The organism is Bacillus infantis (genome assembly GCF_020171945.1).
Lineage (GTDB): Bacteria > Bacillota > Bacilli > Bacillales > Cytobacillaceae > Bacillus_AB > Bacillus_AB infantis_A.
On record NZ_JAIVAP010000008.1, the window covers coordinates 40,374 to 65,070 of the forward strand.

General features: G+C 47.0%; 23 protein-coding genes, 1 tRNA gene and 1 other RNA gene. 2 read left to right on the plus strand and 23 right to left on the minus strand.

The features are described from left to right. Window positions 1–36 precede the first annotated feature (36 nt). From LCM00_RS12765 to secG, 6 genes are all read right to left on the minus strand, one after another. The gene (locus tag LCM00_RS12765; protein ID WP_224902443.1) at window positions 37–495 is read right to left on the minus strand and encodes a DUF2269 domain-containing protein; all 459 of its coding nucleotides are present in this window, start codon (window positions 493–495) and stop codon (window positions 37–39) included. Between the two features lie 273 nt (window positions 496–768). Further along, window positions 769–1,127, minus strand: a transfer-messenger RNA (tmRNA) gene (gene ssrA / locus LCM00_RS12770). Window positions 1,128–1,303: 176 nt separating this feature from the next. Beyond that, window positions 1,304–1,771 carry an SsrA-binding protein SmpB gene (smpB, locus tag LCM00_RS12775; protein ID WP_148974016.1) on the minus strand — a complete coding sequence of 156 codons (468 nt, stop codon included), beginning with the start codon at window positions 1,769–1,771 and terminating at the stop codon, window positions 1,304–1,306. Window positions 1,772–1,886: 115 nt separating this feature from the next. Next, window positions 1,887–4,229 (minus strand): ribonuclease R, encoded by a 2,343-nt coding sequence (gene rnr, locus LCM00_RS12780; protein WP_224902445.1) that lies wholly within the window; start codon window positions 4,227–4,229, stop codon window positions 1,887–1,889. A 27-nt stretch (window positions 4,230–4,256) separates the two neighbouring features. After that, entirely contained in the window at window positions 4,257–5,003 is a 747-nt protein-coding gene (locus LCM00_RS12785) for an alpha/beta hydrolase (protein WP_224902447.1), read from the minus strand. Between the two features lie 172 nt (window positions 5,004–5,175). Continuing rightward, window positions 5,176–5,409, minus strand: coding sequence for a preprotein translocase subunit SecG (secG, locus tag LCM00_RS12790; RefSeq protein WP_224902449.1), 234 nt, complete (start codon window positions 5,407–5,409; stop codon window positions 5,176–5,178). A gap of 178 nt (window positions 5,410–5,587) precedes the next feature. Here secG and LCM00_RS12795 point away from each other — a divergent pair, with 178 nt between their 5' ends. Then, entirely contained in the window at window positions 5,588–6,553 is a 966-nt protein-coding gene (locus LCM00_RS12795) for a nuclease-related domain-containing protein (RefSeq protein ID WP_224902452.1), read from the plus strand. Window positions 6,554–6,765: 212 nt separating this feature from the next. Here LCM00_RS12795 and eno read toward each other — a convergent pair whose 3' ends face one another. The 10 genes from eno to LCM00_RS12845 form a co-directional block, all read right to left on the minus strand. After that, window positions 6,766–8,061 (minus strand): phosphopyruvate hydratase, encoded by a 1,296-nt coding sequence (gene eno, locus LCM00_RS12800; protein ID WP_009793079.1) that lies wholly within the window; start codon window positions 8,059–8,061, stop codon window positions 6,766–6,768. 24 nt (window positions 8,062–8,085) lie between these two features. Continuing rightward, window positions 8,086–9,621: a 2,3-bisphosphoglycerate-independent phosphoglycerate mutase gene (gene gpmI, locus LCM00_RS12805; protein ID WP_224902453.1), complete on the minus strand. Its 1,536-nt coding sequence runs from the start codon at window positions 9,619–9,621 to the stop codon at window positions 8,086–8,088. Next, window positions 9,614–10,375, minus strand: a complete 762-nt coding sequence (gene tpiA / locus LCM00_RS12810; protein ID WP_224902456.1) for a triose-phosphate isomerase — start codon at window positions 10,373–10,375, stop codon at window positions 9,614–9,616. Before tpiA ends, gpmI begins: the two co-directional genes overlap by 8 nt. A 27-nt stretch (window positions 10,376–10,402) precedes the next feature. Beyond that, window positions 10,403–11,587: a phosphoglycerate kinase gene (locus tag LCM00_RS12815; protein WP_224902460.1), complete on the minus strand. Its 1,185-nt coding sequence runs from the start codon at window positions 11,585–11,587 to the stop codon at window positions 10,403–10,405. A gap of 195 nt (window positions 11,588–11,782) precedes the next feature. Next, window positions 11,783–12,790, minus strand: a complete 1,008-nt coding sequence (gene gap, locus LCM00_RS12820; protein ID WP_094768528.1) for a type I glyceraldehyde-3-phosphate dehydrogenase — start codon at window positions 12,788–12,790, stop codon at window positions 11,783–11,785. A gap of 57 nt (window positions 12,791–12,847) precedes the next feature. Then, the gene (locus LCM00_RS12825) at window positions 12,848–13,870 is read right to left on the minus strand and encodes a sugar-binding transcriptional regulator (RefSeq protein ID WP_224902463.1); all 1,023 of its coding nucleotides are present in this window, start codon (window positions 13,868–13,870) and stop codon (window positions 12,848–12,850) included. A gap of 152 nt (window positions 13,871–14,022) precedes the next feature. Then, window positions 14,023–14,274, minus strand: coding sequence for a glutaredoxin family protein (locus LCM00_RS12830; RefSeq protein WP_224902466.1), 252 nt, complete (start codon window positions 14,272–14,274; stop codon window positions 14,023–14,025). Between the two features lie 20 nt (window positions 14,275–14,294). Beyond that, window positions 14,295–15,626: an RNA polymerase factor sigma-54 gene (rpoN, locus tag LCM00_RS12835; RefSeq protein WP_224902468.1), complete on the minus strand. Its 1,332-nt coding sequence runs from the start codon at window positions 15,624–15,626 to the stop codon at window positions 14,295–14,297. Between the two features lie 193 nt (window positions 15,627–15,819). Continuing rightward, window positions 15,820–15,891, minus strand: a tRNA-Arg gene (locus LCM00_RS12840). Window positions 15,892–15,988: 97 nt separating this feature from the next. Further along, window positions 15,989–16,495 (minus strand): DUF6241 domain-containing protein, encoded by a 507-nt coding sequence (locus LCM00_RS12845; RefSeq protein ID WP_224902471.1) that lies wholly within the window; start codon window positions 16,493–16,495, stop codon window positions 15,989–15,991. A gap of 336 nt (window positions 16,496–16,831) precedes the next feature. On the opposite strand from LCM00_RS12845, the gene clpP reads away from it, so the two are divergent. Then, entirely contained in the window at window positions 16,832–17,437 is a 606-nt protein-coding gene (clpP, locus tag LCM00_RS12850) for an ATP-dependent Clp endopeptidase proteolytic subunit ClpP (RefSeq protein WP_101549461.1), read from the plus strand. Between the two features lie 113 nt (window positions 17,438–17,550). Here the strand turns inward: clpP and LCM00_RS12855 are convergent, their stop codons facing one another. The 7 genes from LCM00_RS12855 to LCM00_RS12885 form a co-directional block, all read right to left on the minus strand. Beyond that, window positions 17,551–17,808: an HPr family phosphocarrier protein gene (locus LCM00_RS12855; protein ID WP_009793068.1), complete on the minus strand. Its 258-nt coding sequence runs from the start codon at window positions 17,806–17,808 to the stop codon at window positions 17,551–17,553. A gap of 30 nt (window positions 17,809–17,838) precedes the next feature. Then, window positions 17,839–18,789 carry a DNA-binding protein WhiA gene (gene whiA, locus LCM00_RS12860; protein ID WP_224902474.1) on the minus strand — a complete coding sequence of 317 codons (951 nt, stop codon included), beginning with the start codon at window positions 18,787–18,789 and terminating at the stop codon, window positions 17,839–17,841. A gap of 41 nt (window positions 18,790–18,830) precedes the next feature. Beyond that, entirely contained in the window at window positions 18,831–19,814 is a 984-nt protein-coding gene (locus LCM00_RS12865) for a gluconeogenesis factor YvcK family protein (protein ID WP_224902477.1), read from the minus strand. Beyond that, entirely contained in the window at window positions 19,811–20,704 is an 894-nt protein-coding gene (rapZ, locus tag LCM00_RS12870) for an RNase adapter RapZ (RefSeq protein WP_224902480.1), read from the minus strand. Before rapZ ends, LCM00_RS12865 begins: the two co-directional genes overlap by 4 nt. A gap of 29 nt (window positions 20,705–20,733) precedes the next feature. Next, the gene (locus tag LCM00_RS12875; protein WP_094768572.1) at window positions 20,734–21,192 is read right to left on the minus strand and encodes an 8-oxo-dGTP diphosphatase; all 459 of its coding nucleotides are present in this window, start codon (window positions 21,190–21,192) and stop codon (window positions 20,734–20,736) included. A gap of 570 nt (window positions 21,193–21,762) precedes the next feature. Beyond that, the gene (gene trxB / locus LCM00_RS12880; RefSeq protein ID WP_224902485.1) at window positions 21,763–22,713 is read right to left on the minus strand and encodes a thioredoxin-disulfide reductase; all 951 of its coding nucleotides are present in this window, start codon (window positions 22,711–22,713) and stop codon (window positions 21,763–21,765) included. Between the two features lie 219 nt (window positions 22,714–22,932). Then, window positions 22,933–24,432 (minus strand): tetratricopeptide repeat protein, encoded by a 1,500-nt coding sequence (locus LCM00_RS12885; RefSeq protein WP_224902488.1) that lies wholly within the window; start codon window positions 24,430–24,432, stop codon window positions 22,933–22,935. Window positions 24,433–24,697: the final 265 nt, after the last annotated feature.

The window sequence follows — 24,697 nt, forward strand, 5'->3', positions numbered from 1 at the left end:
GCAAAATAGAAATGATTTATCCGGAGGCTGTTCATCTTAAAACGGCTTCATCACCATAAGAACAATCAAAGCAACTGCTGCTAAGTGTGTATATAATGTGAAAGGCTGCTGTTCTTTATTTATGCGGTGGTAAGAATCAGGCAGGGATTCGTCCTTGACTCCATGATTAGCAAGAATCTCCTGCTGTGCTTTGATTTTTTTCGGCAGGACTGCCGCTACAATAGGCTGGACCGAAATAAAGATAATAATAGAAATGATATACCAGACTTCTTTAAATAGTGCAGGATTCAAAGCTCCAAAAATCAAACCGGTAATTAATAGTGTAATGCTTCCGTACTTTGCAAGTTTCTCTACCCTCTCATTGATCAGGATGCAAAGCCTTGCCTGTGAGACTGTTTTGGGCGCCTTGGAGATGATTGGCTGCGCAAAAGCAGCACCCAGGCCGCATACCGCGGCAATGATATGCACTGTAAGCAGGATGGAATAAAAAGTCAAAGATAAGTTCCCCTTTCAAACTGATTTTTTATATCTCTCTTGTATAATAATACATTTTTGTTAAAATATGAGTATTTTTTACTAATTTAATGGTTAATTTTTCTATATTATTGGGTAATATACATGAATAACCATTATTATAAGGGCCTTTATAAAGAAGTTGGCATGTGTTTTGTTATGAGAAAAAGTTTTTTAAGCAAATAAAAAAGCCTGGATCCTCCTTAAGGAAAATCCAGGCTTTATAATTTAAGATTTAATCCACCAAAGTATGTATGGTGGAGACGGTGGGAGTCGAACCCACGTCCAGAAACATCGCCACTTAAGCTTCTACGAGTGTAGTCAGCATATTTGCGTTTCGCTGCATCTTATGCCTGCTGACAGGCGTCCGTGCAGCTAGTCTGGTTATTCTCTTCCTTCATCCTCAGACGGTGGAATCCGGCGTAGTCCACTTAGAGTGAGTCCCTTACCCTACCACATGGACGATGGAGGGAGGAACCGCTTAGCGCTATTAGGCAGCTAGAGCGAAGTTGTTTTGTTGTTTGCCAGTTATAGGCGTTGACGTTTTAACGAGGCCGATCCCCTCGACTCGCAACCTAAGCTCGAACTATCCCTGTCGAATCCGTAACGTCCCCATATTGGGCAAATGAGCCTAAGCTTCATTTCCGCTGAGAGCCGGTGCGAATCTTATTCTGCCACTCGGTTTGACGCCGGGAGCGCTCGAAATAGAAGAGCGTAAGTCAGGCAGCATCGCTGCTACAATACTTATTATATCATATACAGCACGGATATCAATTGTTAAGTCTTGGCTTTACATTTTCTGCCGTTCACGGAATGCCCGTTCAATATCACGGCCTGCTTCTTTCTTTTTCAATGTTTCGCGTTTATCATAATTCTTTTTACCCTTGGCCAGGCCGATCAAAACTTTCGCAAAGCCATTTTTCAAATACATCTTCAGCGGTACGATAGAGTATCCTGCTTCCTTGGTGTCGCCGATCAGCTTGCTGATTTCTTTATTATGAAGCAGCAGCTTCCTTGTTCTGAGCGGATCATGGTTGTACCGGTTTCCCTGCTCATAAGGGCTGACATGCATGTTGATGAGGAATATCTCGCCATTGATGATTCTGGCATAAGAATCCTTCAGCTGCACCCTGCCTGCGCGGATGGCCTTTATTTCTGTACCCTGCAGGACGATGCCCGCTTCATATGTCTCTTCAATGAAATAGTCGTGATTCGCTTTTTTATTCTGGGCGATAACCTTGCCCGTTCCCTTTGGCATATGAACTTCCCCCTCAATCTCTTACAATGATTTTAACAAAAATCTCTCCCTGCAACAATCATGACCCTATATCGGAAAGGAGAGCCACTTTGATGGCTCTCCGGTTTCCAGCTTTTTAGCGTTTCTTTTTCTTCCGCTTGGCTTTTGGCGCATTTTCAAAGTGCTTTTTCTCTTTTCGGCCGGGGCCGCCGCTTTTGCCTTTTGAGCTGCCGCCGCGTCCTTTCGGGCCTTCGCCGGCTTTGCCTCTGCGCGGTTTCTTTTCTGTGCTGCCTGTCTTGAACACTCGCGGCGCATCCCGGTCATCACGCTTCCGGGGGCCTTTCATGCCGACGATTTCAAAATCTATGGAGCGCTCATCTTTGTTGACATTTATGACGCGTACTGTAATTTCGTCGCCAATCCGGAACACATTGCCTGTTTTCTCGCCGATCATGGCGAAATGGCGCTCATCATAGCGGTAATAATCATCCGTCATATAGCTGACATGGATCAGACCTTCTATCGTGTTCGGCAATTCGACGAACATGCCGAAGTTTGTAACCGAACTGATGATTCCATCATATTCTTCACCAATTTTATCAGCCATATATTCTGCTTTTTTCAGCTCATCTGTTTCCCTTTCAGCTTCGACCGCGCGGCGCTCCATATTGGAGGAATGATCGGCAATATCAGGAAGCCTTGAATTCATCCGCTCCCTTGTCGCCTGGCTCAAATCGCCTTCAATCAGATAGGTGCGGATGAGCCTGTGGACAACCAGGTCCGGATAACGGCGGATCGGTGAAGTGAAATGAGTGTAGAACTCAGTCGACAGCCCGAAGTGGCCGAGGCTCTCTGGATTATATTTCGCCTGCTGCATCGAGCGCAGCATGACGGTGGAAATCACCATTTCCTCAGGCGTTCCCTGCACCTCTTCAATGATTTCCTGGAGGGCGCGCGGATGCACGGAGTTTGCAGTGCCTTTTACAATGTAACCGAAGTTTGTAATAAACTCAAAGAACCTTCTCAGCTTATCTTCCTTCGGATCTTCGTGGATACGATAAATGAACGGAACATCCATCCAGTGGAAATGCTCAGCGACCGTTTCATTCGCCGCAAGCATGAATTCCTCGATAAGGCGCTCTGCCACAGAACGTTCGCGGAGTACGACATCACTCGGCTTTCCTTCTTCATCGACAAGAACCTTTGACTCTTTAAAATCAAAGTCGATGGCACCGCGGCCCATCCGCTTCTTGCGGAGCACGCCTGCAAGCTCCTCCATAAGCTGGAACATCGGCACAAGCGGCTCATAGCGCTTCATCAGCTCTTCGTCTTTATCCGTCAAGATCTTATTAACATCATGATAAGTCATACGCTCTGTCGTTTTAATGACACTTTGGAAAATTTCATGATTAACCACTTCGCCGGAGCTGTCCATTTCCATTTCACAGGAAAGTGTCAGGCGGTCAACCTGCGGATTAAGGGAACAGATGCCATTGGATAATCTGTGCGGGATCATCGGGATGACCCGGTCCACCAGGTATACACTTGTTGCCCGCTCTTCTGCTTCCTGATCAATCGGCGTATTCTCGCGCACATAATACGTCACATCGGCAATATGTACTCCGAGCTTATAGTTCCCGTTTTCAAGCTTTGTAACAGTAACCGCGTCATCCAAATCCTTTGCATCAGCGCCATCAATAGTTACAATTGTTTGATCGCGCAAATCGCGCCGATTCTTGATTTCACTTTCATCAATGCTGTCAGGTGTATCATTCGCCTGCTCCAGCACTTCTTTCGGGAATTCCATCGGCAGCCCATGCTTGTGGATGACAGACAGAATATCGACGCCCGGATCATTTTTATGGCCGAGAATCTCAATGACTTCCCCTTCAGCACTCTTGCGCCCTTCCGGATATGTCGTCAGCTTGACTACGACCTTATGCCCTTCTATTGCCCCTTTGGAGGCTGATTTCGGGATAAAAATATCGCTGGCGAACTTTTTGTCATCAGGAAGAACAAAGCCGAAATTCTTGCTTTCAACATATGTCCCGACAATCTGCTGGACGCCGCGCTCGAGAATCCTGACGACAGTCCCTTCACGCCTCTGTCCGGAAGACTCAGAAGAAACTCTCGCAAGGACAATATCGCCGTGCATAGCATTATTCGTCTCATTCGGCGGTATGAAGATATCATCAAGGCCAGGCTCTTCAGGTATGACAAAAGCAAAACCTTTCGCATGGCCGGACAATTTACCTTTAATGAGATTCATTTTATCCGGCAGGCCGTAGCGGTTGCTCCGAGTCCGGACAACAAGTCCTTTCTGCTCCATGACCACAAGGGCCTTCACAAAGTCTTTAAAATCGGAAGAATCCTCGATTCCGAATGCCTCCTCCATCTCCTGGACGGTCAAAGGCTTATATGCTTCATCTTTCATAAAGTGGAGAAGCTTATCCACGATTTGCTTAATATTATTTTCCATCTATGCTATCCCTCCTAAATAAAGGATTTAAACAGTCCAATCCAGCGATTCCAGGAACTGATATACATCCTCATGCAGCTGATCCTTTTCCTTGTCCAATGTGATGACATGACCGGACTCTTCATACCATTTCAGTTTTTTATTATCATTCTCCACTTCCCTGAAGATGATGTTGGCACTGTCGGTATTGATCATGGCATCATGGCGTGCCTGCGCCACAAAGGTCGGGGAATAAATCATATCCACATGATTCCTCACGTCAGCGATCAGCTCCTGCAGCGCTTTAAGTGTCTCCATCGGAGTTTTCCTGAATTCAGCCATTTCCTGTTCAATCTGCTCAGGGGATTTGCCTTCTAGCCTCTTATACTCGCTGGCATAATGAAGGATTCCCTGATACATGACTTCCTCGCTCTTAATATACATTGGTGCACACATTGGAACGATACCCTTTATAGGAACAGTGTAACCTAATTTCAAGGAAAATACCCCGCCCAGCGAAAGCCCGGCAACTGCAACCTCTTCATAGCCCTGCCCCTTCAGCAGCTCATAGCCTTCCATAACATCCTTCCACCAGTCATCAGGCCCTGTATGGACCAGCTCCTCCGGCGGCACCCCGTGGCCCTTATACTGTGGTGCATGGCAAGTATACCCCTTGGTCTGCAGGAAGCGGCCGAGCATTCTTACATCCGCAGTATTGCCTGTAAAGCCGTGCAAAAGCAGGACTGCCCTTTTCCCGCCTTCAAAGGTAAATGGTTTCGGTGCAACAATCTTCATTTTGAAAACTCCTTTTGCTATGTAAATGATTTCTTTGATAAGTTCAGCTTCCTTATTTTTAGCAAAGCCGCGCTCAACAATCCACTAAAACGGCTTAGTGGTGATGAAAGGAAAAATATTCCGTTCGGCGGCAAATAAAAAACCTGACCTTCAGGGCCAGGCAGCAGCTTCATTATTTTACAAAATAAGCAACAGCAATTGTTAAAACAAAAAACAGTACAGATAATACAATCGTCACACGGTGGAGTATAAGATCAAGCCCGCGCGCCTTTTGCTTGCCGAAAAGCTGCTCGGCACCACCTGAAATTGCGCCGGAAAGACCCGCACTTTTCCCTGATTGAAGAAGTACAACAACTATAAGAGCAACTGAAACAATAATCAACAGCGTAATTAAAAATGTGTACATGAAGTCCACCTCCTGAAACGTACAATCACATTATTCTTAATTTATCATATTTTGGCGGATTGGACAATAGCAATGTTGGGTGGTGTGGGAGAGGGGTGAGTTAGTTTGCAGCTCAAGAAGGAGGACAGGGCATGGAGGACGAAATAAATAGATAATACATTCTTATAAGGAGGAAGATATGATTGTTAAAGAATTAACAGTACCGGAGCGGATAATAGCCCTGGAAGCTTTGCTTCGGCGCCTGGAGGAAGGGAGTCCCGAATGGCTCCGTGTTAAGGAAGATCTCGCAAAGCGCTGGGCGGGCTACTATGGTGAATTGTCTTTGGATTATTATTTGCAGATGCTGCCGGAAAAAGAGTATCTAGTACTGCATGATTTGCGGCTCGGTCTGTCCGGCAGCTTTTTTCAGATTGACATCCTCGTCGTGCATGCTCATTTCGCATTAATCCTGGAGGTGAAAAACATACTTGGCACCCTTGTGTTTGATAAGCAATTCAGCCAGATGATCCGCACTCATGATGAAAAAGAAGAAGGCTTTCCCAATCCTATCGCACAGGCTGAACAGCATAAAAAACAGCTGGCCCGCTGGTTTGCGGAACGCAGCATTCCTCTCCCCGCCGAAGCCCTTGTGGTCATCAGCAAACCCTCCACTGTCCTCAAAGCGAACTCTCCAGCCATCAGCCGAACGGTCATCCACAGCCACCGCCTTCTTGGGAAGGTGGAAGAACTGAGCGGGCGATATCAGCAAGCCCTTATGGATGCGAAAGAGCTGAGAAAAACCTCCAAACTGCTGATTAAAAACCACACACCTGAAGAAATTGATATTTTGTCCAAGATGAGAATCAGCCCGGATAATGTGAGGATGGGTGTCCATTGCGGCAGCTGCGGCCATATTCCTGCTGTAAGAGTATATGGGACATGGCTGTGCCCTAAATGCGGGGCAAAGGACAAGTCTGCGCATATCTCAGCGTTACAGGATTACTTCCTTTTGTTTGGGAAGGAGATTACGAATGGCGGATTTCGGGAGTTTTCGGGGGTGGAATCGGTTTTTGCTGCTTCCAGGCTATTAAAAGGAGCTTGTTTGCCATCTAATGGGGAGAAAAAAGGAACAACATACTTTGCTACGGAGGAATTTATGAAGTAGGGAAATGTTTATTTGCGACTTTTTGGGAATATTTGCGACTTTTTCGCTATATTTGCGACTTTCGAGATTTATTTGCGAGTTTTCAAATATATTTGCGACTTTCCAGATTTATTTGCGACCGCCCTCCCCGCAGAACCACTCTCAAGCAAACAGCCACCTAAAAAAAATAAAAAAACACCAGCCCCAAAAGGCTGGTGTCTCCCCCAAAAGAATTACTTCTTCAGGTTATAAAAAGATTTCAAACCATCATATACAGCCAGATCGCCAAGCTCGTCTTCGATGCGGAGAAGCTGGTTGTATTTCGCGATGCGGTCAGTACGGCTCATAGAACCGGTTTTGATTTGGCCTGCATTTGTTGCAACAGCGATGTCAGCGATTGTGGCATCTTCTGTTTCACCTGAACGGTGGGATACAACGGCAGTGTAGCCTGCGCGCTTAGCCATTTCGATAGCTTCGAAAGTTTCAGTCAGTGTACCGATCTGGTTCACTTTGATCAGGATGGAGTTGCCTACGCCCTGCTCGATACCTTGTGCAAGCTTCTTAGTGTTTGTTACGAAAAGGTCATCTCCGACAAGCTGAACTTTTCCGCCGATGCGGTCAGTCAGAAGCTTGTGGCCTTCCCAGTCGTTTTCATCCAGTCCGTCTTCGATTGAAAGGATTGGGAATTCGTTTACCAGCTCTTCGTAGAAGTTAACCATATCTTCTGAAGATAAGCCAGTGCGGCCTTCGCCTGCAAGATCATATTTGCCTGTTTCTTTGTTGTAGAACTCAGAAGAAGCAACATCCATGCCAAGAAGGATGTCTTTGCCTGGCTCATAGCCGGCGCTCTTGATTGCTTCGATGATTACTTCAAGTGCTTCGCGGTTAGAACCAAGGTTCGGAGCGAATCCGCCTTCGTCCCCTACTGCTGTGTTAAGGCCTTTGCCGGAAAGAACTTTCTTAAGCGCGTGGAATACTTCAGCACCCATGCGGATCGCTTCCTTGAAAGTAGGAGCTCCTACAGGAAGGATCATGAATTCCTGGAAGTCAACGTTGTTGTCAGCATGTGATCCGCCGTTGATGATGTTCATCATTGGAGTTGGAAGCTGCTTCGCGTTGAATCCGCCAAGGTAGCGGTATAATGGCAGGCCTACAGATTCAGCTGCAGCGTGCGCACAAGCCATGGATACGCCAAGGATTGCGTTAGCGCCCAATTTGCCTTTATTTTCAGTACCATCAAGCTCGATCATTGTGCGGTCGATTCCGACTTGGTCTGTTACATCCATGCCGATGATCGCTTCAGAGATCAGGTTGTTTACATTGTCCACTGCGTTTTGAACACCTTTTCCAAGGTAGCGGGACTTGTCGCCGTCGCGAAGCTCAACTGCTTCGTGCTCGCCTGTAGATGCGCCGGAAGGAACAATCGCTCTTCCGAAGAATCCTGATTCTGTTAATACTTCTACTTCAACTGTTGGGTTACCGCGGGAATCTAATACTTCGCGGGCATATACGTGCTGGATAAATGGCATAGTAAAATCTCTCCTTAAAATTGGTTATTTTTTTAGAATTGTTGTGCCGGTCATTTCTACCGGCTTTTCTACTCCAAGCAAGTCAAGCATGGTTGGGGCAAGGTCAGCAAGGATTCCGTCCTCACGCAGCTCATCCCCTTCTTTTGTTACGATGACAGGCACCGGATTAGTGGTGTGGGCTGTCATTGGATTACCTTCAAGAGTGACAACTTCGTCAGCATTTCCGTGGTCAGCTGTGATGATGGCATGACCGCCTTTTTGAATGATCAGGTCAACAATGCGGCCAAGGCATTCATCCACTGTTTCAATTGCTTTCACTGTCGGCTCGAGCATTCCGGAGTGCCCGACCATATCAGGATTGGCAAAGTTCAGGATGATAGCATCAAAGTTATCGGCTTCTATTTCCTTCAACAAAGCATCTGTTACTTCATATGCACTCATTTCAGGCTGAAGATCATAGGTTGCCACTTTTGGCGAATTGATGAGGATCCGTTCTTCGCCTGGGAACTTCTCTTCACGCCCGCCGCTCATAAAGAATGTTACGTGCGGGTATTTTTCAGTTTCAGCGATGCGCAGCTGTTTAAGATCGTTCTGGGCCAAAACCTCGCCGATCGTGTTGTCCAGGTTATTAGGCTTGAACGCTACATAGCCGTCAACGGTTTCGCTGAAGTGGGTAAAGCATACAAAGTGCAGATTCTGCGGGTGCCCAGGGCCCCTGTCAAAGGATCTGAAATCTTTGTTTGTAAATGTATTGGAAATCTGGATTGCACGGTCCGGGCGGAAATTGTAGAAAATGACTGAGTCATTATCTTCAATGGTTGCCACCGGCTCTCCATTTTCCCTAGTGATAACGGATGGAATGACGAATTCATCAAAAATCCCGTTTTTGTAGTTGTCTTCGACAAGGTCAAGCGGATCGGAATAAGTTGGTCCATCTCCGTACACCATCGCACGGTAGGATTTCTCCACACGGTCCCAGCGCTTGTCGCGGTCCATGGAATAGTAGCGCCCTGAGATGGTCGCAAATTCGCCTACGCCATATTCCTTCATTTTTTCCTGTGCTTCTTTGATATATTTCTCGGCTGTTTTCGGACCGACGTCTCGGCCGTCAAGGAAACCGTGGATATATACCTTTTTCAATCCCTCATCAGCAGCAAGCTTCAGCAGGGCGTACAGGTGGTGGATATGGCTGTGGACACCGCCGTCAGACAGAAGGCCAAACAGATGGAGAGCTTTATTGTTCTCCTTTGCATGGTTAATCGCGTCTAAAAAGGTTTGATTCTTTTCAAACTCGCCTTCACGGATGGCCACGTTAACCCTTGTCAGGCTTTGGTAGACGATCCTTCCGGCACCGATATTCAGGTGTCCTACTTCAGAGTTCCCCATCTGCCCTTCAGGAAGGCCGACTGCTTCACCGCTTGCCTGCAGAGTAGAGTGGGGATATTTGTTCCAATAACGCTCAAAGTTCGGTTTGTTCGCTTGAGCAACTGCGTTTCCCATCCGTTCACCGCGAAGGGCGAATCCGTCCAGGATGATCAGTGCTACCGGGGATTTACTCATTCTTGCCTGCCTCCAGTAATTGAAGGAATGAGTTTGGCTCAAGGCTCGCCCCTCCGACCAGTGCACCATCGATATCAGGCTGGGCCATATATTCTTTGATGTTTTCCGGCTTAACGCTTCCGCCGTACTGGATGCGGACTGCTTCAGCTGCAGCGCTTGAGAATTCTTCGCCTACCACCTTACGGATATGGGCGCAAACTTCATTTGCATCCGCAGAAGTGGAAGATTTGCCTGTACCGATTGCCCAGATAGGCTCATAAGCGATAACAGTCTGCTTCACCTGGTCTTCTGTCAGGCCGGCAAGGGCTTTTTTCACCTGGCTGCCGACGATTTCCGTTGTTTCGCCGTTTTCGCGCTGTTCGAGCGACTCGCCGACACAAACGATCGGAGTCAGGTTATAGTTGAATGCAGCCAAAGTCTTTTTGTTAACAGCTTCGTCTGTTTCGTTGAACATTTCACGGCGTTCTGAGTGGCCGAGCACGACATAAGATACACCGATGTCCTGAAGGGCTTTCGGGCTGATTTCACCTGTGAAAGCACCGCTTTCTTCGAAGTGCATATTTTGGGCGCCAATAGCGACGTCATGGCCTTCTGCACTTTCAACAAGTCGCTCTAAAAATAAGGCTGGAGCACAAACGACTGTATCAACATCTTCCTTTGAAGGAACAAGGCCGTTGATTTCCTCTAAGAAGCTTTTCGCTTCAGGCAGGGTTTTATGCATTTTCCAGTTGCCTGCAATGATTGATTTACGCATTCCGGCACATCCTTTCAAATCTTTTGCTTATTTATCATTCAAAGCCGTTACACCAGGAAGCTCTTTTCCTTCGATGAATTCGAGGGAAGCGCCGCCGCCTGTTGAGATATGGCTCATTTTATCAGCAAGATCAAACTTTTCGACTGCAGCTGCAGAGTCTCCGCCGCCGATTACCGAATATGTATCCTGGGATTCAGCAAGGGCTTCGGCTACTGCTTTCGTTCCGCCTGCAAATGCATTCAGTTCAAACACACCCATAGGGCCGTTCCAGATGACAAGCTTGCTTGATTTGATAACATCCTGATAGATGGCACGCGTTTTCGGACCGATATCAAGCGCTTCCCAGTCTGAAGGAATTTCTTCAATGGAAACTTCTTTAATATTGGCATCCTCCGAAAAATCATCCGCAACAAGCACATCAACAGGCATATAGAATTTAACGCCTTTTTCTTCTGCCTTTTTTATAAATGAATTGGCAAGATCGATTTTGTCTTCTTCAAGAAGGGATTTCCCGATTTCATGGCCTTGTGCTTTTACGAACGTATAAGCAAGTCCTCCGCCAATGATCAGATTATCTACCTTATCAAGCAGGTTTTCGATGACACCGATTTTGTCCTTTACCTTCGCTCCGCCGACAATTGCCGTAAATGGGCGCTCCGGATTGGACATCGCTTTTCCAAGAACGTCCAGTTCCTTTTCCATCAGCAGGCCGGAAACAGCCGGAAGGTGGTGTGCAATGCCTTCTGTGGATGCATGGGCACGGTGGGCAGCGCCGAATGCGTCATTCACATACACATCCGCAAGCTCTGCAAACGATTTTGCCAGCTCAGGATCATTCTTTTCTTCACCAGGGTAGAAACGGACGTTTTCAAGAAGGAGAACATCGCCCTCAGCCATTTCGGAAACCATCCCCTGCACAGTTTCACCGTATGCTTCGTCTGCTTTCTTTACATCCTTGCCCAACAGCTCTGATAAGCGCTTGGCAACCGGTGTAAGGCGCAGTTCTTCTACTGCCTGGCCTTTTGGACGGCCAAGGTGGCTTGCAAGGATGACTTTAGCTCCCTGTTCAGTCAGATACTGAATGGTAGGAAGAGCTGCTGTGATACGAGTTTCGTCCGTAATAGAGCCGTCTTTCATCGGCACGTTAAAGTCCACACGGCAAAAAACGCGTTTACCTTTTAAATCAATGTCTTTTACGCTTTTTTTGTTCACGGCAAAGGACCTCCCAGTTTGTGATAGTTTTTCAAAAGAAAAGGGAGAGGGAATTGTTTCCCGCTCCCCTTTTCCCCATCATTATAGATGTTCGCTATTTTTTTATCCAATAAAACAAGGTTTTAGAGGAATGCTTCGGTTCCCGGAGTTAATACAGGACCAGGCTATAGCATTTTATTGATTTAAACTTACCTATTAAAGGCCTTGCTTTGCAATGTAGTCTACAAGGTCTACAACACGGTTAGAGTAGCCTGACTCGTTGTCATACCAAGAGATTACTTTTACCATGCTGCCTTCCATAACCATTGTTGACAATGCATCAATAGTAGAAGAAGCAGGGCTTCCGTTGTAGTCGCTTGATACTAAAGGCTCTTCGCTGTAAGCAAGGATTCCTTTAAGGTCGCCTTCAGAAGCTGCTTTGAATGCTGCGTTGATTTCTTCAGCTGTTACGTCTTTGTCAAGCTCAGCAACAAGGTCAACAAGAGAAACGTTTGGAGTTGGAACACGCATAGCTCCGCCGTTCAATTTGCCTTTCAGTTCAGGCAATACAAGGGAAACTGCTTTTGCAGCACCAGTTGTAGTTGGGATGATGTTTTCTGCAGCTGCACGCGCACGACGGTAGTCTTTGTGCGGAAGGTCAAGGATCTGCTGGTCATTTGTGTAAGAGTGAACAGTAGTCATCATACCGCGCTTGATTCCGAACTTGTCGTTCAATACTTTAGCGAATGGCGCTAAGCAGTTTGTTGTACAAGATGCATTTGAGATTACGTGGTGGCTTCCTGCATCATATTTGTCATGGTTAACGCCCATAACGATTGTGATATCTTCGTCAGAAGCTGGAGCTGAAATGATAACTTTCTTCGCGCCTGCTTCTAAGTGTTTAGCTGCATCGTCGCGCTTTGTGAAGCGTCCAGTAGATTCTACTACTACTTCAACGCCAAGGTCGCCCCATCCAAGCTGAGCAGGGTCGCGCTCTGCAAGAACCTTCACTCTTTGGCCGCCTACTACTAGGAAATCTCCGTCTACAGAAACTTCTTCGTTAAGTGTGCCGTGAACTGTGTCATATTTTAAAAGGTGTGCAAGCATGTTTGCATCTGTAAGGTCGTTTACCGCTACAACTTCTACTTCTGAGTTCTTAAGTGCTGCGCGGAATACGTTGCGCCCGATTCTTCCAAATCCATTAATACCAACTTTAACTGCCATGTTAATATTTCCTCCTTTAGATAGTAGGGATATTTGTTAGTTTTATATTAAAGGGGATTACCCTTTTAACAACTGTATTGCTGCGCCTTCATCCGTGATCAGGATAGTTGAGGACGGCGCCTGCTTCATATAGGCCCTTATTGCCTTAGCCTTCGAAGACCCTCCGGCAACTGCAATAACATTATCGATATGCGCCAGGTCTTTGAGCTGAAGCCCTATGGTCTGCACTTTATGGACCACTTCGCCCGCTTCATCGAAATAATAGCCGAATGCTTCTCCTACTGCTTTTCGCTCCTGAATCTTCAATAAGTCCTCCGGTGTCGTTTTACGGCGCTCCGCCATTGTTATAGCGTCTCCAATTCCGTGTAAAACCATTCCAGCGGATTGTATCAGATTCAATACTTCATTAATAACGGGTTCCTTCATGATTGTCTCGTACATCGTCTTGCTTACCTGATCCGGGACATGAAGGAATTTGTGGCGCGAAGCTGTGTGCTCCGCCATCATGGCGCAGATCGTATTCGCCTGGTTTTTGACCTCTTCGCCGATGCCGCCCCGTGCAGGGACGAACAGCAATTCATCGTCAAAAAGATTTGGCGTCAGCATCTCCGCCACGGCCGCCATGGTAGATCCGCCCGTTACTGCAACGGTATTCTTGCCCTTAAGCCGCTGTTTCATACTGGCCGCACAGGCCCTGCCAAGCTCGCTTTTCACCCATGGTGATTCATCGCTGTTGCCGGCAACCACAATCACCTGCCGGACGCCGAGCACTTCCTTCAGCCTTGCTTCCAGTATGTCTATACCCGTTATGTCCCTCATTATGCTTTCAAGTCTTTCCAGTAAATCCTTGCCTTCGGCTGTCAGATTCATACCTGAACTTGCTACAGAGATAAGATTTTGATTCTTTAGGAAATCAACCTCGCTTCTAAGCACTCTTTCCGTCGATCCAAGGCTCACTGCCAGACTTCTTCGGCCCACCGGCTGCATAAAACCTATGTACTGAAGAATTTGGTAGCGTTTTTGCATAACAGTAAGTAAATCAGGCAATAATCTTTTTTGTATATCGATCAATGAGTCCATCGCATGCCCCTTTTTTAGAAGTATTCCACATAGGAACGCTCTAACGTGGTCAATTTCTGTCCCGCATAGACATATTATGTCCCGCTTGAACCAAAAAAAATCACCCCTGTTACAATTACATTCTAGCAGGAGTGATTTGCGAATTCAACTGATTAGGATTGGTTTTTTGCTGTAAGCGCTTCATATAATGTAAATTGATCAATCCGCCCATATTGGACCTCTTCTCCGTCCAGTTCAACGACCGGAATCATAAGCCCGTACCGTTCTGTCAGATCATCGCTGGAGCTTATATCTACTTCCTCTAATTCAAATTCATGGTCTGCCTGGAGAGCCAGGATGGTTTCCTTAGCATTCTCGCACAAATGGCAGCCTTCCCTTGTATATAAGCGCATATGCCGTGCCATAACTTTACTTCCTTCCTTCTTCATTCATATCTTTTGCGTTTCGCTGATGAAGGGATGCCCAGCTGGTCCCTGTATTTGGCGACCGTCCGCCTGGAAATGACGATAGCATCCTCCTTCTCCAGTATGCTCATGATCTCCGAGTCAGAAAGAGGCTTCAATTTATCCTCACCATCGACCAGGGCAGCTATCTTTTGCTTCACGCCTGCAGACGACGCGCCGTCGGATCCGGTTGTTTTCACTGTGCTTGTAAAAAAGGTCTTCAGCTCAAATGTGCCATAAGAAGTCTGAATATACTTCTCACGGACCGTCCGGCTCACTGTCGACTCATGGATTTCCAGTTCATCTGCTATTTCTTTCATCGTCATCGGCTTCAGCTTTGCAGGCCCTTCAATGAAAAATTCCTGCTGCTTTTCTACCAGTTTCATTGTAACCTTTTTAATCGTTTCTTTCCTTTGTTCCAAGCTGCGGACAATCCAATTATAGTCCTGTGACCGGTCCTGGAGGTATTTCCTGACCTCTTTATCGCCAGTGCTTTTAAAGCTTTCATAATACTGGCTGTTAAAGCTGACTTTCGGGAGCTGCTCATCCTGGACTGTTATCAGGAAAGAGCTGCCGTCCCAGCTGACAGCCACATCAGGGACAATATAGCCGGCACTTTCCTTTGAAAAAGCCGCTGCAGGCCTCGGGTTGAGCGATCTGACTAAATCGGAGACACGCTGGATATCCTTCAGCTCCACACCAAGGAGCGCTGCCAGCGGCTTCCACTTTTTATCTGCAAACCATTCAAAATGCTCACCAATGATCACTTCAGCGAGTTCATCCGGGCACAAAAGCCGCTGCACCTGCAAAAGGAGGCATTCCTGGAGCGTCCGCGCCCCAATGCCTGCCGGCTCCAAAAGCTGCAGCTCCGCGAGCGCTTCCGCGGCTTCTTCCTCACTGACGCAAAGCTCATCCGCAATGTCTGTGATACTATCACAAAAGTAACCGTTTTCATCTATACTTGCAATAATCCTTCTGATGATCTTATCCATCAGAGGTGATATATATTTAATTTCAAGCTGTGAGATCAAATAGTCCTCAAGCAGATTGTCTTTTGCCCTAATCTGTTCGATCCAAGATCTGTCATCCTTTTTCAGCTTGCTGTTTGCGCCTCTGACTCTGTCGCGGCGCGGATCCATCGCCCTTACCGTTTCTGTCTCCACCTGCATAAGGGGATTTTCAAGCGCCCTGCTCTCAAGAAAGGCCGTAAGCTCAAGCGCAGAATATTGAAGGAGCGCAATCGCCTGGGACAACTCCTGTGTCATCGCCAACTTAAGCGACTGCTGCTGAAATAAACCTGCATTCATGTTCATTGCACATTCCCCCTTCTTCTATTTTACATGATGGGATGGGAATGTTGAATGGGAATATATATAAAGAAAGCAGAAGCTTTTCGTATTCCGGCCTATTGCGGATGATTCCAAGGTGTTCGTCCCGTGGAGCTGTAAAGCATGTATCAAACGAAAAAAAGCCTCCAGCCCTATAACAGGCAGGAGGCTTTTGGTACGCCCTCGGCAGGAATCGAACCCACATCTCAAGAACCGGAATCTTACGTGCTATCCGTTGCACCACGAGGGCAAATCAAGCAAGTCTTCTATAAGACACTAGTATATAATACTAAAGCTGGCCGCTTTTTGTCAATGGTTAAACCCTAATTGACCGGAAGCGGCCGATTTTATTTGAAGTTTTTCTCAATATACTTCTGTTCCTCTTCCTTACTCAGGAGGCCTTTAGCTTCCCCGACAGTTCCGCCCTGGAGCTTCCATATGCTGTTATGGTCTCTGGCTGCTGAAGAAAAGTCACCTTCATTCCATCTTTCCAGGATATCCAGGTACACACTTGAATGCTTATAGCTCATTTCATTGGCCTCGACAACACTCAGGAGCCTGCTGATCCTGTCAGGAGTGACCTGCAGCGCGCCCCATTTGTTTTCTGCCTTGACCTTCTGATGGCTCATATCGTGGATGGCCTGCTGGACAGCTTCTTCTTCCATATTATTTGGAAACAGCTTTTCCAGGTCCTTTTCCCCTTTAGAAGCAGCAGACCTTTCTTCCGCAGCCCGTTCACCCTTTCCGAGTGCAGTATAATTATAGGCAGCATATCCGGCCAGCGCCAGGATGATCAGGCCCAGCCCTGCAAGCCGCAGCTTATTATGAAAAAATGATTTCTTCTTTTTAGACAAAATCGCAGCCTCCAGCTTACTGATTTACATGCCCGTATCCCTGCTTCAATTTTCAGCCTGCTTTGTTTAAAAATAGAAGAGGTGGGTATGATGGTTATGGATAAGGAAATTTTTATCAATGCAATTATTATACCGCATTAAGCAGGTATATCCTGCTAAAGAGAGAATAAAATGATTGCAGCATATACTGGATTTCCATAAGCGATTTGTTTGACCTTTATTGACCATCAGTGTATCATAATGATTACATACAGAACCCAAAATATTTCTTCTTATGGAAGAACATGCTTTAATCCGTTGTATGTTGGATCTTTATCTTGAAGGAGGAACTGACAAATGAATTTAATCCCTACAGTTATTGAACAGACAAACAGGGGCGAGCGCGCATACGATATTTATTCACGCCTTCTGAAAGACCGCATCATCATGCTTGGTAGTGCGATCGATGATAATGTGTCAAACTCCATTGTAGCTCAGCTGCTATTCCTGGAAGCAGAGAACCCTGAAAAGGATATCACTTTGTACATCAACAGCCCTGGCGGCAGCATCACTGCCGGTATGGCCATTTATGATACGATGCAGTACATCCGTCCGAAGGTTTCCACAGTCTGCATAGGGATGGCCGCTTCCATGGGTGCATTCCTTTTGGCAGCAGGTGAGAAAGGCAAGCGTTATGCCCTTCCAAACAGTGAAGTCATGATCCATCAGCCGCTGGGCGGAGCGCAGGGCCAGGCAACAGAAATCGAAATTGCCGCAAAGCGCATCCTTTTCCTTCGCGAAAAGCTGAACCAGATCCTTTCAGAACGCACAGGCCAGCCGCTTGAAGTGATCGCTAAGGATACTGACCGCGACAATTTCATGACTGCTGAGAGAGCATTGGAATACGGGCTGATCGACCAGATCATCACCCGCAATGTCCTGGAAGAAAAGAAAGATAAGTAAAGAGAGCAAGAGGGCTGACAGGTTCAGCCCTCTTTTTTATGATTAAAGAGATTATGTTGTTAAACAAAGAAAAAGCGCCCTGCACAAATGCTCAGGGTGCCTTTTCAGTTTTTTCAGCTCTCCTGCTGGATATATTGCGAAAGCTCTTCGAGTGCTTCCTCTTCATCACTTCCATCTGCCACCAGGTTCACAACAGAGCCTGTGCTGACTGCTAGGCTCATAAGGCCCATGATGCTTTTTGCATTGACCTTTTTCCCGTCCTTCTCCAAAAAGATGTCTGAAGAAAAGCGGTTTGCTTCCTGGACAAACAGGGCGGCAGGCCGGGCCTGAAGGCCGGTCCGCAGCTTTACTTCCACTTGTTTTTCAACCATTTCTCTCTTACCTCCCATATTATCTTATTTCTAATTGCCTGTTATGGATTCACCTAAACGCAGTTTTTCTGCTATTTCATCTATTTTTCTAAGTCGGTGATTAATGCCTGATTTGCTGATATGGCTGCCTGACACCATTTCCCCCAGCTCCTTCAGAGTCACATCCTGATAGGCCACCCGCAGCTCAGCAATTTCCCTGAGCTTTTCCGGGAGTATATCAAGGCCGACAGTCTCCTTGATATAACGGATATTCTCGACCTGCCTGAGGGCCGCGCCGATTGTTTTATTGAGATTGGCGGTCTCGCAGTTTACAAGCCTGTTCACCGAGTTCCTCATATCCCTGACAATCCGGATATCCTCAAAGCGCAGCAGCGCTCCGTGGGCACCGATGATGTTCAGGAATTCGGTGATCTTTTCGGCTTCCTTTAAATACGTGATAAAGCCTTTCTTTCTCTCAAGCGTCTTGCTGTTCAATCCAAATGTATTCATCAATTCACACAAAGAATCATTATGCTCTTTGTATAGTGAAAAAATTTCCAAGTGATAAGATGATGTTTCAGGGTTGTTCACCGATCCGCCGGCAAGGAAGGCGCCGCGCAGATAGGAGCGCTTGCAGCATTTTTTCTTCACAAGCTCCTCAGAAATATCATGGGTGAAATCAAATCCCTCTTTCAGGATCTTCAGGTCGGCGAGTATTTCCTGCGCCTGCTGCGCCAGTCTTACAATATATACATTATTCTTTTTCAGGCGCATCTTTTTTCGTACAAGCAGCTCCACTTGAACGGTGTAATTCTTCTTCGTCAGTGTATAAATTCTTCTCGCTATCGCGGCATTCTCTGTCTGGATATCCACAATTAATTTCCGGCTGGAAAAAGAGAGTGATCCGTTCATCCGAATAAGCGCTGATAATTCAGCCTTGCCGCAGCAGTCTTTAACTTCAAGGTTGGTTAATTCCTTTTTCGTTTCCGAAGCGAAAGACATACCTTCACCCCCCGCCCAGACAAACGCTTGCACATTTATATTTACGCTTTATATCGCTTGCTGGTTTCATTTATTAGTAAAGAAAATAAAATATCTGCTACTTCCTGTGTATCATGGCGGATGACGCCTCCGTCCAGGCTGACGATATCGCCGTGTACAACCTCAAGGCCCAGCCCCTGCAGATTGGCAACATCATAATGGACAGGCTTGGCCAGCTCCTCGCTGTACCGCTCCTGTATTTCTTCCGGAATGTCTTCCTTATTGACAAGGATGGTATTGATAAAAGAACAGTTCATATGATCATATATGGCCTTTACATGATCACTCGCCGTAAAATCAAGCGTCTCCCCTGCCTGCGTCATCAGGTTGCAGATATAGACCTTCTTGGCCTTCGCATTGCAGACCTCTCTCCCGAGGTTCGGAACAAGGAGGTTGGGCAGTATGCTCGTATAAAGGCTGCCAGGCCCGATGATGATCAGATCAGCCTGCCTGATGGCCTGGATGGTCTCCGGCAGGGCATTGACATCCTCCGGACTCAGGAAGACTTTTTTAATTTTTTTCCCAGAGTATGGGATCTTGGATTCTCCTGAAACAATCGTCCCATCCTCCATCTCAGCATGGAGGACTACACTCTGGTCTGCGGCCGGGAGCACCTTTCCCCTTACATTGAGGACCTTGCTCATTTCCTGGATGGCATGAGTGAAATTGCCTGTGATCGAGGTCATGGCAGCAAGGATAAGGTTGCCAAGTGAATGGCCGGAAAGCTCATTCGCGGTGCTGAACCTGTGCTGGAACATTTCCTCGACGAGCGGCTCCACATCCGACAGTGCAGCTAAAACATTTCGAATATCCCCAGGGGGAGGAATCTGCAGTTCATTCCTGAGGCGGCCCGAGCTCCCGCCATCATCAGCAACCGTAACGATGGCTGTGATATCTGCAGGATGCTTCTTCAGACCGCGCAGGAGGACCGGAAGCCCTGTGCCTCCCCCTATGATGACGATTCTAGGCTGTTCTGTACCTGTCATGTTGTTTTATCCTTTCTCCTCTCGATATCGCGATGAGTGACGTGTGTATGGTAATCCTTCTCATAAAAGCGGGCGATATACTCGGCGAGGGCTACAGAACGATGCTGGCCGCCTGTGCAGCCAATCGCGATCACCAGCTGGGCTTTGCCCTCGCGCTTATAGTGAGGGAGCATGAAGCTCAGCAGATCTGTAACTTTTTCGAGAAATTTATTGGTTTCATTCCATTTCAGTACATATGTTGACACATCTTCGTCCAAGCCGGTTTTCGGCCTCATGCTCTCGATGTAATGGGGATTCGGCAGAAAACGTACATCAAACACAAGATCCGCGTCTATCGGCAGGCCATGCTTAAAGCCGAATGACATCACATTGACTGTAAACGTCGTCTTCCTGTTGACTGAAAACTCATCAAGGATTTTCTCCCTGAGCTCCCGCGGCTTCATGTTAGATGTTTTGTATATCAGCTGGGCCCTTCCCTTCAGCTCCTCCAGAAGCTCCCTTTCAAGCTTGATGCCCTCAAGAGGCAAACCTGACGGAGCAAGAGGATGGGAGCGCCTCGTTTCCTTGTAGCGCCTGACCAATGTAGAGTCATCAGCATCCAGATACAAAATCTGCGGAGCCACCCATGAAGTTTCGGCCAAATCGTCCAGCGCCTTGAATAAATGATCAAAGAACTCCCTGCCGCGAAGGTCCATGACCAGTGCAACCTTATTCATCTTATTCCCTGATTCCTTCATCAGTTCAAGAAATTTCGGAAGCAGAGTCGGAGGCAGATTATCCACACAGAAAAAGCCAAGATCCTCAAAACTCTGGATCGCCACTGTTTTCCCTGCTCCCGACATCCCAGTTATTATGACCATTTGTGTATCAGTCGCCGCACCGCTGCTCATTCCTATTCTCCCCCTGTAATCTATATTATTTAACTCGGGTCCAGCCGATAGCTTAGAAGCTCGAAATTCGGCGTATAGGTAAACGTCCCGTAAATAATTCCATTCCCATGAATCATATATTCAAGAATGTGATAATCGCCTGCAGCCATTGGCAGATTCTTGATATCATCAAAATCATGCCAGGCCAGCTTCCCTTCCTCCGACTCATCCAGATTGATGCCATCAGACTCCCGTGCAAGGAAAGTAAACATCATCCATTCAGAAAGCACTTTATCCCCGTCTTTCATAATGAAGGTGAAGATCCCCTTCAAGCCCGGATTTCTTAAATATATGCCTGTCTCCTCGCGAAATTCCCTGATGCAGGAATCCCGGACTGATTCACCCGGCTCCATCTTCCCTCCGGGCGCTACCCACCAGCCACGTCTCGGTTTTTGTAAAAGCAATACTTGATTTTCCTTCAACAGCACACAATTCGTGACCCGCTGCAACAGCCTCACCTCAGCATTTCCTTCTCATGACCGCCGCACAGGCAGTCCTGTCGAATATATTCTTTTCATTATACTATTTTTGTTATCCAGCCACAATGAAATGAAAAAATGAAATTCGGAGGAGGCTCGCCCAGAGCCGACAAGCATAAGACGCAAAAGAATAAAAGGCGTTCTTTGCCTTTAATTCTTTTGTGGCTTATGACTCGAGGCTCTAGCCGCCGGAGCTGGACAAATTGAAATGCAAAGGCGTTTTGCCTACGAAAAAAAAAGAGCACAGGCTATGTATGCCTGTGCTGCACAAAGGATTATATCTTAAAAGGGGGTCAATTTCTATTCCTATATTACCCGATATTTATTGCACTACTGTTACAGTACGATTAAAACAAAATGACTTTTTATTTTTTTAGTAAAAAGCTGGCCGAAAGCCTTGTACAATGCGGCTTTCGGCCTATTGCTGCCGGTGGGTGGAAGCGGCCTCTCTTTGGAATTTTCTCTTGCGGAAACCGCACCTGCCGCAGCCGGTTTATGATGAAAAAACGCCCATTTCAAGAATGAGCGTTTTTATACATATTAAGCTTTCGTCTTTAAAGATTCCATCAGTTCTTCAACATAATGCTGGGCACTTTGGGCTGCGATACTGCCGTCGCCTGTTGCTGTCACGATCTGGCGAAGCATTTTCTCGCGGATGTCGCCAGCAGCGAAAATGCCGGGAACCTTTGTTTCCATGCGTTCGTTTGTTTCGATATATCCGTTCTCATTGGTGATGCCAAGGCTTTGGAAAGGCTTAGACAGAGGAACCATGCCAATATAGATGAATACGCCATCTGCCTTGAATTCCCGCTCTTCCCCATTTTCAGTGGAAACAAGTGTGACGCTTCCTACCTTGCCTTCGCTTTCGTTGATTTCTTTTACTGTAGAGTTCCAGATAAAGTCAACCTTCTCATTGTCAAATGCGCGCTGCTGAAGGATTGCCTGTGCGCGCAGCTCGTCGCGGCGGTGGACGATGGTCACTTTTTCCGCGAAACGGGTCAGGTAGACGCCCTCCTCGACAGCAGAATCCCCTCCGCCGACAACAACAAGCTCTTTGCCTTTGAAGAACGCGCCATCACAGACGGCACAATAGGATACACCGCGGCCGCCGAGCTCTTTTTCACCCGGAACACCGATTTTTTTATATTCAGCACCCGTTGTAATGATTACAGCGCGGGCTTTGTATTGTTTTGATCCTGCAACAACGGTTTTGTAATCATCACCGTCGATGATTTCTTTGATATCGCCATAAGCATATTCGGCGCCGAATTTCTTAGCGTGGTCGAACATTTTAGTGGACAGATCAGGGCCCAGGATATGATCGAAACCAGGGTAGTTTTCGACTTCTTCTGTGTTGGCCATTTGCCCTCCCGGCACGCCGCGTTCAATCATCAATGTAGACAGGTTGGCACGGGATGTATACACAGCAGCTGTCATTCCGGCCGGTCCTGCGCCAGCGATGATGACATCATAAATTTTTTCTTCTGTCATCTTGCTCCACTCCTTCACTAGGACTTTGCTGATTCCCCCTGAGAAATGCTTTTTTATACTTAGTTATTGCTCTGCAAAATTGACTTTCCCAGCCTTGACAGGCAGAAGGAGCTGTAAGAGCAAGTGCGTTTATTCCCAAGAAAAACAGCGGTTGTTTCAGTAGTATTTCCTTACTAACATTATCCTATAAAACAAAAAGGATACAGTCCAAGAATCTGCTCATTTCAGAATGCTGCTGACTGATTTTACATACTTCTGCAGTGTGGAAGCAGAAAGTCCGTACTGGGCTGCGACGCTTTGCTGAGAGACTTTTTCGCTGCGCTGCTTTCTCCAGACATATTCAACGGCACCGGCCCATGCTTTTGCATTCTTGGCAAGAAGCCCCTGACCTTCGGCTTCATTGAAGACAGTGAACCATGCCAGGTACAATCCGGCTTCAACTGTCCCGATCGGCTTATGGTGTTTGTATAAGAGCTCTGCCGTTTCATGGGCAATTTTCACACTGTTCTTTTCTGGTGCGCCCATTTCCACCAATGATGCATATTCCCGGTCAACGCTTGTGAATTTTGGATTCTGCTTAACATCCTTGCTTGCAAGAATCTCGTCTTTGCTGCCTGATTTTGAAGCAAGGAAAAGTGCAAATAAACGTTCCTCCGCATATTCACTGTTCAGCTTTTTATAGATGGAATCCAGATGGTCCTCGAATCCGGCCGTCTCAGGCTTATCTTCGTTCCATGGCTCAAGGCCCGCCTTCTCCGGGCTGTATTCCAGCACCCTTTTCCAGAAGTTCCTGGCCTGGTCTTCTTTCCCCGTGAAGTAGGAGGAATAAGAAAGCCAGTAATAAAAGGCGCCATCACCCTCATAGCCTGACTTGTGAAGCTTGCGCAGCCATTTGTAGGCAGGCTCGTATTCACCGACAAGCGCAAAGGTTGCCCCCAGCTTGAACTGGTGCTCAATCAGAAGCGGCTGGATTTTTTTCAGCGTTGCAACTAAAGCCTTTACCTCTTCAAGATCATGCTGGTAATAAGCAAACACAAGCTTATTGCAGAGCGCATGCAGATTGCCCTGGTTGCGGACAAGCACCTCATCCAGGATATCGTTCGCCTTGTTCACTTCCCCCAGGTAAAAATGGGCAAGCGCCAGATTATTGTATGCTGACCAATATTCCGGATAATCCTCAATCACCGTGCTCAGAATTTCCACTGCTTTCGGGAAATGCCCTGATTCAAGAAGCTCCCTTGCCTGTTCCTGCTTGGTGATCAGGTCGTCCTGCTCATACAGCTCTTCATCCAAATCCTCGGCTTCCAGTGTCAAAAGCTCCAGAAGATCCTCGGTATCCTCGATGAACTCTCCATCAGGCTCAAGCTCCAGATACGTATTGGCATGCTGATAAGCATCCTTGAAGAATCCCAGGTGGGCATAATTATTGGCAAGGAAGTAATGGCATTCAGCCATTTCCTCGTCAAGCTCCTCCAGGACAAGATGCAGCAGCTTATTAGACTTCTGATATTCATTCAACTCTGTATATACGATCGCCAGCTGGCAGGCAATCATCGGCTCGCCCGGCTCCAGCTGCATCGCACGCTGCAGATATTTGCTTGCTTTATGAAAATCCCGGCGGTGAAAGGATTTGATCCCTTTTGAAAAATAATATTCGCCAGTCGGGATGAATGAAAGTAGTTTCCCCATCGGTTGTCTTGCTTTTGAGTCTTTGCTCATGTAATCCCTCATCTCTAGGCAGCAGGCAAATCACTCGCACACCTGTGCCAGCCTTAACTACAGTAGTATATCACATGTGCAAGCCGCCGGAGAAGAGCAGAATGAGATTAGTATTCTTTGGGGAACAGCATTCTATCGGTGCTGTGCCGGAAGCGGCGGAATCTGCCGTTGTGCCGGGCTTAATCTCAGCCGGTCAGGCTTGTTGGAAGCTGACTTTTCCTGGTTTCTGTCAAATATGAGGGACGATTTAGATTAAGGGTCAGAT

What these genes read in the sequence shown, in the direction of transcription:
- gap (WP_094768528.1), bottom strand. Translation starts at nt 12,790, where the DNA reads ATGGCAGTTAAAGTTGGTATTAATGGATTTGGAAGAATCGGGCGCAAC.
- trxB (WP_224902485.1), bottom strand. Translation starts at nt 22,713, where the DNA reads ATGACAGAAGAAAAAATTTATGATGTCATCATCGCTGGCGCAGGACCG.
- LCM00_RS12825 (WP_224902463.1), bottom strand. Translation starts at nt 13,870, where the DNA reads ATGGACTCATTGATCGATATACAAAAAAGATTATTGCCTGATTTACTT.
- LCM00_RS12785 (WP_224902447.1), bottom strand. Translation starts at nt 5,003, where the DNA reads ATGAAGATTGTTGCACCGAAACCATTTACCTTTGAAGGCGGGAAAAGG.
- rpoN (WP_224902468.1), bottom strand. Translation starts at nt 15,626, where the DNA reads ATGAACATGAATGCAGGTTTATTTCAGCAGCAGTCGCTTAAGTTGGCG.
- LCM00_RS12865 (WP_224902477.1), bottom strand. Translation starts at nt 19,814, where the DNA reads ATGACAGGTACAGAACAGCCTAGAATCGTCATCATAGGGGGAGGCACA.
- gpmI (WP_224902453.1), bottom strand. Translation starts at nt 9,621, where the DNA reads ATGAGTAAATCCCCGGTAGCACTGATCATCCTGGACGGATTCGCCCTT.
- LCM00_RS12795 (WP_224902452.1), top strand. Translation starts at nt 5,588, where the DNA reads ATGATTGTTAAAGAATTAACAGTACCGGAGCGGATAATAGCCCTGGAA.
- LCM00_RS12830 (WP_224902466.1), bottom strand. Translation starts at nt 14,274, where the DNA reads ATGGCACGGCATATGCGCTTATATACAAGGGAAGGCTGCCATTTGTGC.
- LCM00_RS12855 (WP_009793068.1), bottom strand. Translation starts at nt 17,808, where the DNA reads ATGGTTGAAAAACAAGTGGAAGTAAAGCTGCGGACCGGCCTTCAGGCC.
- rapZ (WP_224902480.1), bottom strand. Translation starts at nt 20,704, where the DNA reads ATGAGCAGCGGTGCGGCGACTGATACACAAATGGTCATAATAACTGGG.
- whiA (WP_224902474.1), bottom strand. Translation starts at nt 18,789, where the DNA reads ATGTCTTTCGCTTCGGAAACGAAAAAGGAATTAACCAACCTTGAAGTT.
- rnr (WP_224902445.1), bottom strand. Translation starts at nt 4,229, where the DNA reads ATGGAAAATAATATTAAGCAAATCGTGGATAAGCTTCTCCACTTTATG.
- eno (WP_009793079.1), bottom strand. Translation starts at nt 8,061, where the DNA reads ATGCCATTTATCCAGCACGTATATGCCCGCGAAGTATTAGATTCCCGC.
- smpB (WP_148974016.1), bottom strand. Translation starts at nt 1,771, where the DNA reads ATGCCAAAGGGAACGGGCAAGGTTATCGCCCAGAATAAAAAAGCGAAT.
- secG (WP_224902449.1), bottom strand. Translation starts at nt 5,409, where the DNA reads ATGTACACATTTTTAATTACGCTGTTGATTATTGTTTCAGTTGCTCTT.
- LCM00_RS12885 (WP_224902488.1), bottom strand. Translation starts at nt 24,432, where the DNA reads ATGAGCAAAGACTCAAAAGCAAGACAACCGATGGGGAAACTACTTTCA.
- clpP (WP_101549461.1), top strand. Translation starts at nt 16,832, where the DNA reads ATGAATTTAATCCCTACAGTTATTGAACAGACAAACAGGGGCGAGCGC.
- tpiA (WP_224902456.1), bottom strand. Translation starts at nt 10,375, where the DNA reads ATGCGTAAATCAATCATTGCAGGCAACTGGAAAATGCATAAAACCCTG.